Source organism: Bacteroidetes Order II. bacterium (assembly GCA_016788705.1).
GTDB lineage: Bacteria > Bacteroidota > Rhodothermia > Rhodothermales > UBA2364 > UBA2364.
Genome location: JAEUSQ010000039.1, coordinates 267,697 through 279,241 on the forward strand (window position 1 = coordinate 267,697; position 11,545 = coordinate 279,241).

Below are 11,545 nucleotides of genomic sequence, written 5' to 3' on the forward strand. Positions count from 1 at the left end.
AAGTAACTTCACCACTCCATCTCTTTTTCAGGCGGATACTTTTTCCGGTACACCAATTTTTCCCTTAGCTTTTCCAAAATGAGGTCCGCAAGTAAGACCGGAATCTCGTCTATCGCAGCAAAGGTGAGAATGCGCTTGACATCGTATTCCCGTACATCTATACGATACAAAATGCTCAACAATTCTTCCCGTCGGTGTGTAAGCAACCAAGAAATGCGGATAGCCAGCGTATTACGAAGCGTTTCAGCATCCCAATTATTTTCAGATACTTCCAAACCAAAGGGTTTGGTTGCCATCCGAGTCAACTCCGGCAGTTCTTCCTTCACAGGTTCCTCCGTGCTTTCTGCCCTAAGAGGTGTTCCAAGGCATCTTTCAGTTTAGGAAATTTAAATGCAAAACTTTGGTATTGTAATCGTTTGGGTTCAACATTTTGGCTTTGCAGAATGGTTTGTTCGCCCATCTCTCCAAACAAAAAGCGAATTATCTTTTCTGGAACCGTAAAAAAAGCTGGCCGACGCAATACTTTACCAAGTATTTTAGAGAATTCAGCATTTGTCACAGGATTCGGTGCCACCACATTGACGGGGCCTGTCACGGTATTTTGATATAATAGATGATAAATGGCCGAAAGGGCGTCATCTAAGGCAATCCAACTTATATACTGATCTCCTGACCCAATCGCCCCCCCTACCCCCCATTTAAACGGCAGCAGTAATTTTTTTAGCGCCCCTCCTTTCATAGAGAGCACCACGCCAAACCGAGTATATACCAATCGGATTCCGGCTTTTTTAACAGGTTCCGCAGCAGCCTCCCATTCTTTAACCACTTCTGCCAGAAAGCCTGCTCCTGGCCGGGTCTGCTCTGTGGCAGGCCGTTGGTGAACTTCGCCATATATACCAATTGCGGATGCGGATATAAACACTTCCGGCTTCTTTTTTAGTTTTACCACGGTTTGTGCCAGCATTGCAGTCAGTGATGTACGGCTTTTCAGAATGCGTTCTTTTCGTTTTGCAGACCAACGCTTGCCCACGTTTTCTCCCGCAAGATGGATGACGGCATCAATGCCTTCCACCTGAAACTCATTGATAAAGTGGGTTTCAGGATTGATAAAGACTTCATTATTCTTTTGCGAGGGGAAGCGTACCAAGCGTAAAACCTCGTGCCCTCCACCGGATAAAAAACCAACCAAGGCTTCGCCTATCAGGCCATTGCTTCCACTAACTAAAATGCGTTTGGGGGCAATGGGATAACGTTTGAATACCGCCAGGTCATGGGCAAGAATACGATGTCGGTACGCAAATGCACGTTCCAAGGTTTTCATGACCCCTTTTAAAAACAGCCGATGTGAGATTTCGGAAAAGGGTAATTTGAATTGAATTTCATCTTCTAAAAAACAAGATTCTTCGCCCGCCTCGGTCACTTTATGGAAGTGTTTCCAATAAGAAAAGGGCCCTTTGCGTTGGATGTCGGCAAATGAAACACCCTCTTTATAGTCCACATGTTCAGCCACCCATTTTCGGTGAAAGGGTGTGCCCGGTATGCCCATTTTAATCACCGTCTTTTGCCCCTCCCGGATGCCGCCATGGGCGATCACCCGTGCGCGTTGCCACGGCGGAATCATGCGGCCAAGTGCACCTTCGGTCTTGTGCCAGTCGAACAACACTTTTGCAGGAACCTCGAATCGGGACTTGTATCGGAAGATGGCTGTTTCCACGGGCATTATGTTTTAGCGGATAAAATACGCTCCATGGCCGCAAGTCTTTGCGGAAGGGGTGGATGCGAATAGTTCAAAAATACAAAAAGCGGATGGGGATTTAGGTTCGTAAGGTGTTTTACCGACATTTTTTTCAAGGCTTCCCCCAATGCTTCTGGTTCTGGAGCCGTTTCTAAGGCATAGGCATCTGCCTCAAATTCATGCTTTCGAGAAAAATAATTGGTCAACATGCCCAACATGAATTCAATTGGGGAAAAAAGCAAGCCAAAAAACACCAATCCCGCATATACACTTTGTTGTTCTATGCCAAAAGCCGCATATAACCCCGGCAATTTTAGACAAAGGGACAATACAAAAAGATACGCCCCCGTCTGCAAGATACCCGTTACCATCCCTTTCAGCAAGTGCTGGTGTTTATAATGCCCCACTTCATGGGCCACAATCGCGGTCAGTTCAGGGACTGTATGATCCGCAATCAGGGTATCAAACAATGCAATACGACGATTTTTCCCAAACCCGGTAAAGAAAGCATTGGCTTTTGAAGACCGCCGAGAGCCATCCATCACCAGAATATTGGTAAGCGGAAACGACACATTACGGGCATATGATAAAACCGCTTGTCGAAGTGGGTCGTCGGCTTGCAAAGGCTTGAAGGTATTAAAAAAGGGCATAATCCATGTTGGTGCAACATACTGTAAGACCAAAGAAATGAGCGTAATGGCTCCCCACACATAAAGCCAAGCAGATTCACCCATTTTATCCAAAAGCCATACGACCAACGCAAGCACAGGCACCCCAATCAACAACCCCAATACAAGCCCCTTCATTCGGTCTATCCAAAATGTTTTAGGCGTCGTCTTGTTAAATCCAAAACGCTCTTCTATAACAAACGTATGATACCAACCAAAAGGCAAGCCCATTACGCCGTTTAGCAAAGCCAAGCCTCCCACAAACAACAATCCTGTAGCTACTTCGCCCCATCCAAAACTACGGGCCACAGTATCTAACCATCCGAACCCATCGAAAAACCAAAAAAACAATAATGCCAGCAAATCCAGTCCACGTTTGAACATGGCAAACCGAGTATTGGATTTCAGATAGGTTTGTGCATTCGTATAGGCCGTTTCATCATACAATGACGCCAATGCAGGAGGCAAGACGGCATCGGCTGCACGTATATTAAGCCACTCCGCCAAAGTATCAATGACATGTGCGAGCAATAAGGCCACAAGGATGAACCAACCAATTTCATTCATAAAACCATTTTTTAACGCCATGAGAGAGAATTGGCCTTCATCGAAACAAAATTTGGGCCAATGGTCATACCCCAAACGTTCCGACACGGTTTCATGAAAGGGTTTTCATAACACACGGTTTGTCGTATATTTCATCAACCTAACCCTACGCCCATGACATCCCCTATACGAATCCGCTATATTGATGGCCGAAGACTCCGGCGATGTACCCTTGCGGCCGCGCGTTGGCTGATTGGTCAACAGCAATCCTTGAACGACATTAATGTATTTCCGGTGCCTGATGGCGATACGGGAACCAATATGGCTTTTACCATGCGCGGGGTGTTCGATCGGCTTTCTTCGCTTCGAAGTCATACCGTGTCGGAAATAAGTGAGGGCATTGCTGATGCGGCACTTTTGGGCGCTCGTGGCAACTCTGGCGCCATTCTCGCACAATTCTTTCAAGGGCTTGCTCACGAATTGCAAGGCAAGTTACACACAAGCACCGAGGAGTTTGCCCATGCGGTAGCCCAAGGCTCGGCGTGGGCACGAGAAGCCGTCTCTGAGCCAAAGGAAGGAACGATATTGACCGTCATTCAGGATTGGGCCATGTACATTCTGCATCATGCCCCCACAAAAAAGGATTTCCTCGAACTGTTTGAGCATGGCGTCGAGCAGGCACGAGAATCGCTGAGGCGTACACCGGAACAACTGGCAGAACTCAAAAAAGCAGGCGTAGTAGATGCAGGTGCTCAGGGCTTTGTCTATTTGTTGGAAGGTGCGCTGGAGTACATGAAAAATGGCCGAATTGACCGTGAACTGGAGATTGCCGAGCAAGACAATCTGCCAGCAGAAGCCCATATTGAGCACGATGCACACGACCTTACCTTTCGATATTGTACCGAATGCATGGTACATGGGGAACATCTGGAAACCACACACATGCGCCAACTGCTAACCGGAATGGGGGACTCGTTGGTGATTGCAGGTAGTTCGCGCAAAATGCGCATTCATATTCATACCGATACCCCAATCCGCGTATTTGAGGCATTAGAAGCCATCGCAACGGTGTCTCACCAGAAAGCGGACGACATGTACGTACAAGCGCGAGATGCTTTTGGGCACGAAACCGCAGCATTGGCCCTTGTGGTGGATAGTGCTTGCGATTTACCGCCCGAACTCATGGAGCAATACAATATTCATGTGGTTCCGGTTCGGCTTAGTTTTGGCGACAAGGAATATATAGACCGCGTTACCATAGACGAAGAAACCTTTTTTCGGAAACTCAAAACCGACCCCCATCACCCTCGAACGTCTCAACCTTCCCCGGCCGATTTTGATCGGGTTTATGCACACGTCATGTCGCACTATGAGGCTGCCATCTCGTTGCATATTCCCGAAATGTATAGTGGAACCATCCAATCTGCCCGCCGTGCAGGCCATCGCTTCGGAGACCGGATAGACATTGTGGATGCAGAGGCCGTTTCCATTGCTACAGGCCTGCTCGCCTTGAATACCGTCCGAAGAATTCGGCGTGGAATGTCACGGAAAGAAGTGCTGAACGCTTTAAAAGCAGATATAAAACGTTTGGAAGTATATGTAGCTCTGCCCACCGTCGAGTTTTTAATCAAAGGAGGGCGTGTCAGCTATTTTAAAGGGTTAATGGGCAGGTTCCTTAACATCCGACCAGTGATTAACTTTGGTGAAAAAGGGAAGATTGAGGCAGTCGGTAAGGCAATCGGGACACAAGATGTGTATCTTCAATTGCTCAAGATCATCGAAAAACGAGTCGGTACGCAAAAAGGTCTGATGATGTCTGTGGGCCATGCTGCCGCACCCGAAAAATGCAGCGAAGTCATTGAATTGCTGCGTCGTCAGTATGAACCAACCGAGTGTTTCAGCGTTCCATTGTCTCCTGCGCTTTCGATTCATGGCGGACCGGGACTGATTGGCATTGCGTTTCTCCCACCCGCATAATTCATTCACTAACCCCAATTATATGTTATCCTTAGTCATTATCCTTTCCCTCAGCTATTTAGTGGGTTCCATTCCCACCAGTATCGTTATTAGTAAATTATTAAAAGGCATAGACATCCGCGAACATGGTAGCGGGAATGCTGGCGGAACGAATACATACCGAATATTGGGGCGAAATGCCGCACTTATTGTGGTGGTGGTTGATGTAATGAAAGGCTTGGTTGCTGCCCTGTTTATCTCCCAAATTCGGATAGGCGGGGAAGTGCTCCCCATTTCAGAAAAATATCATGCTATCATGTATATGGCGGGGTTAGCGGCTGTAATTGGCCATATCTGGACGATTTTTGCTGGTTTTCGTGGTGGAAAAGGTGTTGCAACGGGGATGGGAATGGTGCTGGGTACATTACCCGGCGGCGTCTTGATCGGTTTACCCGTATTTGTCCTGATTGTTTGGATTACGGGTTATGTCTCGCTAAGTTCTATTTTGTCTGCCTTGGCCATTCCTTTTGCATTTGTAATTATGGATGAAACGGGGCTGTATAATTTTTCTCCGGTTGCCATTTGGTTTACCATCGGCCTTTCAGGGCTGATCGTCTTTGCACATCGCGCCAATATCAAAAGGCTCATGACGGGTTCCGAAAACAGTTTTAAAAAGAAAAACTAACTGTACTAGTTCGGTTTCATAATTGGAAGGGGGCACGATTGTTGCCCTTTTTGGTATTAAGGACCACTTAGGGACTCTGTCTAAGACCACACAATTCCAATGCGTATATCATTGTATGCTATCCATGAATTCACCGCAAGAAATTCCAATTTTCCCATTACCTATGGTATTGTTTCCAATCGAACAACTTCCTTTGCATATTTTTGAGCCTCGATATAAAGAGATGATACACTATTGCTTGGCCACACAATCTCCATTTGGGATCGTATTGGCCCATCACAATGGGATTACCCAAACAGGTTGTAGCGCTGTTGTGGTTCGTGAACTCAAAGAATATGAAGATGGGAAAAGAGATATTTTGGTGCAGGGACAGGAACGGTTCCGCATCAATAAAATCAGGCATAAATACACCTATTTTACAGCAGACATAACGTGGTTGGTAGATGAAGTAATAGCAATTCCCGAATCATTAAAATTGCGCTTTCTGGCCTTATATACAAAATGGATGGAGGCCCTACACCAAAAACAACACCTGCTCTTACATCCGGAAGAAGAACGGCTGTCATTTGTGGTGGGTCGTACCCTCCCACTAAAGCCGGAACAAAAACAAATTTTACTCCAATTTGGCTCGGAAGAAGAACGACTAAACTTCTTATCAGATTATCTTGCAAAAAACATCCCAGAAGCTTCTGAAATGGCCGAAATCAAACGACTAATTCAGTCCGATGGTCACTTCGAGAACATCCTTCCAGATTTAGGCCATAACCAAAACGACGAAGACTAATGCCAAAAATTGCCGGATACGAACTTTACACCATTGAAAGTGGCCGCTTTGGCTTAGATGGCGGTGCTATGTTTGGGATAATCCCAAAACCCATGTGGGAAAAATATCTTCAAGCAGATGCACGCAACCGCATTCCAATGAACATGCGTTGCCTGCTTCTGGTTGGGAACAACCGCGTCATTCTCATAGACACTGGCCTTGGAGACAAGTTCGATGCCAAATTTGGCGACATTTATGCGGTAGATACCGAAATGTTCAATCTCCAACGCTCGTTAAAACACCATGATATAAAACCAGAAGACGTGACCGACGTCATTCTTTCTCATTTACATTTCGACCATGCAGGCGGGAGTACCATAAAAAAAGACGGCAACTTGGTGACGGCCTTTCCGAATGCGGTATATCATGTTCAAACCACACATTGGGAATGGGCCACCCAAAAACCGAATATCCGTGAACGAAATTCGTTTTTACATGAGAACTTAGCGCCTCTTGCTGATTCTGGACAACTACAACTTCAAACAGGCCCCGGCACTTTGTTTGAGGGGGTGGAGACGCTGGTCATCCACGGTCACACACCCGGCCAACAAATGATCAAGGTTTCTGATCAATCCCAAACCTTGGTTTTTACAGCAGATTTGACTCCTACATTGGCACACATACCTTCTATATGGGTAATGGGGTACGATCTAGATCCCTTGCTGACCATCGCCGAAAAAGATCAGTTTTTGAAACAAGCTGCCGAGCACAAGTGGAAAATCATGTATGACCACGACCCACTTTCCGAAATATCAGATATTACTTGGACAGATCGCGGGCCTGTTGGTGTACTCCCTCGTCCCCTCGCTGATCTTTAGGAGGAGGCAGCCAATCGCCCATTACCCATTTTAGACACAATTTCTTCACAATCACCCCCATTGAATACAGGCTCTATTCAATCATTGCAAGGGTAACATTAACTTTATAAATGTTTATATTTTAATTATTTACAGACGAAATTACACCTTATGGGAACCAAACCACAAACATTCCGCTTTAAGGCATCAAATTCGTTACACCATACGTTTGCAACCAAAGTTACTATTGCCCTTCTGATACTATCTTTATTTACGAACCCAGACCAGAAACCAAAATGGTAAAAGGTGTTCGGACTATCGGCAAACGTAAACGTAATTTTCCATGTTAAGTCGGTTTTTTTCTCTTTTCGGATTGCAACTTATTGCAACATTGGCCAGTGCATTATACGGCCAGCAAGCCCACATTGAGCGCTTGTCTCAAGATGCAAATCAGGCCATCTTCCGGATTCATACCTCTTGGAAAAGCGAAGTAAATCCAGAAAACCTGAAGGCAAAAACGGCCGAACAAATCCTTATAGCGCTTACCGATGGCTGGGCGATTGTTTCCGAACAAATATCCTTGCCCACACACGCTCTCCCTACCATAGAGGTTTCGGGAACGCGCTTTGAAACCATATCGGTACAAAATATTGCACACAAAACCTTATTTGAAGGCTATGTAAACGATTTGGCCAGTATTGGACAACTGGGGATCGAAAGAAAAAAACCTACGGCCACCCTCACGGCCAATCTTCTTTCCTACGACAAGGAACAGGGGCTTTTATACCGCTACACCGAGTACCTTATTACGGTGCGCTTCGGCAAAAACGATGTCTTATCCAAAAAGGAAACTTGTAGCAACGCCCATGTGGCAACAACCAAAAGTGTGCTCGCACAAGGGCGCTGGTTCCGCTTTCCCGTCACCGAAGAAGGACTTTATAAAATTGATGCCGCTTATTTACAAGGCTTGGGCGTAACGGGAACCATAGACTGGACCAAAGTACAAATATATGGGAATGGGGGTAAGATGTTACCAGCCAAAAATTGCGACCCAAGGCCCGGAGACCTTACGCCTATATCCGTATCCGTCTTGTCTGATGGCCTTGTCTTTTATGGAAATGGGCCCAAAGGCTGGATTTACAATGCCGATCAAAACCTTTGGGAGCACTTTTCGCACGATTTTAGCAATGAAAACATTTACTTCATCCGTGTGGATGAGACCGCTCCCACTCTTGTAAAGGCAGCCCTTGCACCCAACCAGAACAATCCGGTTACCCTCACCCAAACAACTGGTCGGTGGTTCAAAGAAGAAGACAAGATAAACATTGGCGGCGACTCTGGATCGGGTTTAGACTGGTTAGGGCAAGAAGTACTGGGCGGCGGTAGCGTTACCGTTGTGGATCAGGTCTTTGATGGCCTCGCAAGTGGAACCGTACAATACCGTGCCCGAATTGCAGCGCGCGCAAATCCAGGTGCGCAAGTTTCAGTAATTTCGGGCAACAACACCCTCCACCAATTTACCAGTAGAATTGTGGACTTAAACCAAAGTTTAGGAGTTAAAGCGTCTGAGGAGTCTTTCTCCTTCACCCATACTGCTGTTACAGGAAGTAAACAAACCATTCAATTTCGATTAGCGAAAACAGACAATGATCCCCGGTTTTGGATGGATTGGATTGCGGCATTTTATCCGCAAGACCTGGTTGCAGCCAACCAGTACCTCCGCTTTGCCACCCCAACAGGGGAAAAAGGAGAAATAATTTTTGCTTTGTCCGGTTTTGCTTCCACGCCCACTGTTTGGGATATTACAGACGGTAAAGATACCCGCCAATTGCCCGTCTCGGAATCCGGTGGCAAATATTTGGTTAGGATGAATATTGCCGACACGCCAAGGGAACTGGTGGCTTTTGTACCCACAGCCATCACCTACAAAAAACCTGCAACCGGAAGTGCCGTTGCCAACCAAAACCTGCATGGTATAACCACCATTCCAGCTTTTGTAATAGTCACCCCAACCGAATTTAAAAGTCAAGCCGAAAACCTGGCCCAATACCGTCGGAGCCAAGGAATTACTACCGAAGTGGTAGAAATTCACCAAATAATAAACGAGTTTTCAGGTGGCGTAATGGACATGCGGGCGATGCGCGACTACTTCAAGTTTTTGTACGACAAAGATACCCAAGACGTTTTTAAATATGTCTTGCTTTTTGGAGATGGACATTTTGATTACCGCAACATTAATGGTACTACCAATACGCTTAAAAATTGGATTCCAGTGTACCAAACGGATGAATCATTCGATGAAATAACATCGTTCACTTCTGATGATTATTTTGGACTATTAGATGATCAAGAAGGCGAATGGCGATGGCTTTTTGATTCAAGTTCTTCTTTTGAAAGAATGGATATTGGTATTGGTCGGTTTGTGGTACAAAGTACAGCACAAGCAGCAGGGGTGATCCAAAAAATAAAGCATTATGAAAACCCAAAAAATCTAGGCGCATGGAGAACCCGTTTTACCTTTATTGCAGATGATGAAATTGCCGGGTCTCGCCAGCCTGAATCAGATTTACACACCCAGAATGCCGATATGATTGCTCGGATGTTGGAAGACATAGCACCAGACTTTAACCTACATAAAATTTATGCCATGTCTTATAATCCTGTTACAACCGTAAACGGACGACGCGTACCGGAGGCTAAAGACGAAATTTTCCGCGCCTTTAACGAGGGAACTTTGGTATGGAATTACAGTGGGCACGGGGGTTATGAAGCCTTGGCGGATGAAAAATTGGTTTTGCTAGAGGACCTCAATGAATTGGCCAACCTTGATACTTTACCGATCATTGTGACGGCTACATGTTCTTTCGGACACTGGGACTACGCCGATAAACAAAGTGGCGCCGAGGTTGCATTTCTAAATGCAGACGGAGGAGCAATTGCAGTCTTTACAACCGTGCGTCCTGTGTACACTACAAGTTCCTTAGATTCCCTCAACCCTGGACTGAACCGACAACTGACGATTCAGATGGTAACCCGCGAACCGAATGGCCTCCCCCAACGCTTTGGAGATGTCTTACGCAAAACCAAAAATACAACAGCGGGCTCGCAAGATAATAACCGGAAATTCAATTTATTTGGGGACCCTACGATGCGTGTAGGGTTGCCCACCCTTAAAACCGTTGTTTCAACAATTAATGAAAAACCGCTTACCGATAACCTCCAGATTAAAGCCTTAGATAAAGTGGTAGTAAAAGGTGAAGTTGTACAACAAAACGGTCAACGGGCCACTGATTTCTCCGGTAAAGTGGACCTAATGGTGTATGATGCACCGCGCCAAGTTACGCTCCGAGACGCACAATATTTACCAGGTGGACAATATAAAGTTTACCGCGATCTTATTTTCAGAGGACGCGCAAGTGTTAAAAATGGAGAATATACCCTTACTTTTGTCGCTCCCAAAGACATATCGTATAGCAATACCAATGGACGTATTTCGTTGTATGCGGCTGGAGCACAAACAGACGCAATTGGACATAGCTTACGTATCGTAATTGGCGGCACAGCCACAAATCCGATCAAAGACTTAAAAGGGCCGGAAGTTCAGCTTTTTTTGAATGACACCACGTTTGTTTCCGGTGGTATCACCCATAAAAAACCACGATTGATTGCCAAATTATTCGACGAAAATGGCCTCAATACCGTTGGGACAGGAATTGGCCATGAGTTACTGCTGGTGATCAATGGAGATGAACAAAATGCCCGCAACCTGAGTGAGTTCTTTGTAGGAAATGAAAATTCTTACCAGCGCGGAATGGTGTCTTATGCCTTACCCGAATTGGCTCCCGGCACACACACCCTCACATTGAAGGCATGGGATGTCTCTAACAACTCTAGTTTGGCAACTTTAGACTTTGTGGTGGCCGATGAGCAACAGCTGGAAATTCGGAATCTGGCCAATTATCCGAATCCAACCATGGGACCCACCCGTTTTGTTCTGGAACACAACCAAATTCCGGGGCGTACCGCCCGAGCAGAAATCAAAATATTCTCGCTCAGTGGCCGCTTAATCCGAACCATTGGCACAGACGAACTCCTACCCGGCGGTGTTCTAACCGGAAGCACCTTGCAATACCAATGGGATGGAAAAGATGAAGATGGGGATGCACCTGCTATGGGTGTGTATCTCTATAAAGCCAAGATAGAAATCACCGATGAAACCAGCGAAATCCCCACCAAGCAAACTGCGGAACTGATTGAAAAAATGGCCATTATTCGCTAATGGGGTGTTCTCCTTTAAAAACACGAACTTTATTGCTTAGTACCAGAACTAAAAAA

Annotated in this window: 8 protein-coding genes; 5 read left to right on the forward strand and 3 right to left on the reverse strand. The window is 45.9% G+C overall.

The window, feature by feature from the left end:
- Positions 1-8: 8 nt before the first annotated feature.
- From JNN12_10900 to JNN12_10910, 3 genes are read right to left on the reverse strand one after another with little or no spacing between them, the layout of a single operon-like run.
- On the reverse strand, positions 9-326 hold the full coding sequence (locus tag JNN12_10900) for a hypothetical protein (protein ID MBL7978838.1): 318 nt from the start codon (positions 324-326) through the stop codon (positions 9-11).
- Positions 323-1,714, reverse strand: coding sequence for a TIGR01777 family oxidoreductase (locus JNN12_10905; protein MBL7978839.1), 1,392 nt, complete (start codon positions 1,712-1,714; stop codon positions 323-325). The genes JNN12_10900 and JNN12_10905 overlap by 4 nt, the downstream gene beginning before the upstream one ends.
- Positions 1,715-1,719: 5 nt before the next feature.
- Positions 1,720-3,057, reverse strand: a complete 1,338-nt coding sequence (locus tag JNN12_10910; GenBank protein MBL7978840.1) for a M48 family metallopeptidase — start codon at positions 3,055-3,057, stop codon at positions 1,720-1,722.
- Between the two features lie 66 nt (positions 3,058-3,123).
- Here JNN12_10910 and JNN12_10915 point away from each other — a divergent pair, with 66 nt between their 5' ends.
- The 5 genes from JNN12_10915 (at position 3,124) to porU (ending at position 11,489) form a co-directional block, all read left to right on the forward strand.
- A complete protein-coding gene (locus JNN12_10915) occupies positions 3,124-4,926 on the forward strand; it encodes a DegV family EDD domain-containing protein (GenBank protein ID MBL7978841.1) in 1,803 nt (600 codons plus the stop codon).
- A gap of 22 nt (positions 4,927-4,948) precedes the next feature.
- Positions 4,949-5,590 carry a glycerol-3-phosphate 1-O-acyltransferase PlsY gene (gene plsY, locus JNN12_10920; protein MBL7978842.1) on the forward strand — a complete coding sequence of 214 codons (642 nt, stop codon included), beginning with the start codon at positions 4,949-4,951 and terminating at the stop codon, positions 5,588-5,590.
- A 124-nt stretch (positions 5,591-5,714) separates the two neighbouring features.
- The gene (locus JNN12_10925) at positions 5,715-6,374 is read left to right on the forward strand and encodes an LON peptidase substrate-binding domain-containing protein (protein ID MBL7978843.1); all 660 of its coding nucleotides are present in this window, start codon (positions 5,715-5,717) and stop codon (positions 6,372-6,374) included.
- Positions 6,374-7,231, forward strand: a complete 858-nt coding sequence (locus JNN12_10930; GenBank protein MBL7978844.1) for an MBL fold metallo-hydrolase — start codon at positions 6,374-6,376, stop codon at positions 7,229-7,231. The genes JNN12_10925 and JNN12_10930 overlap by 1 nt, the downstream gene beginning before the upstream one ends.
- A gap of 322 nt (positions 7,232-7,553) precedes the next feature.
- Positions 7,554-11,489 carry a type IX secretion system sortase PorU gene (gene porU, locus JNN12_10935; protein MBL7978845.1) on the forward strand — a complete coding sequence of 1,312 codons (3,936 nt, stop codon included), beginning with the start codon at positions 7,554-7,556 and terminating at the stop codon, positions 11,487-11,489.
- Positions 11,490-11,545 lie beyond the last annotated feature (56 nt).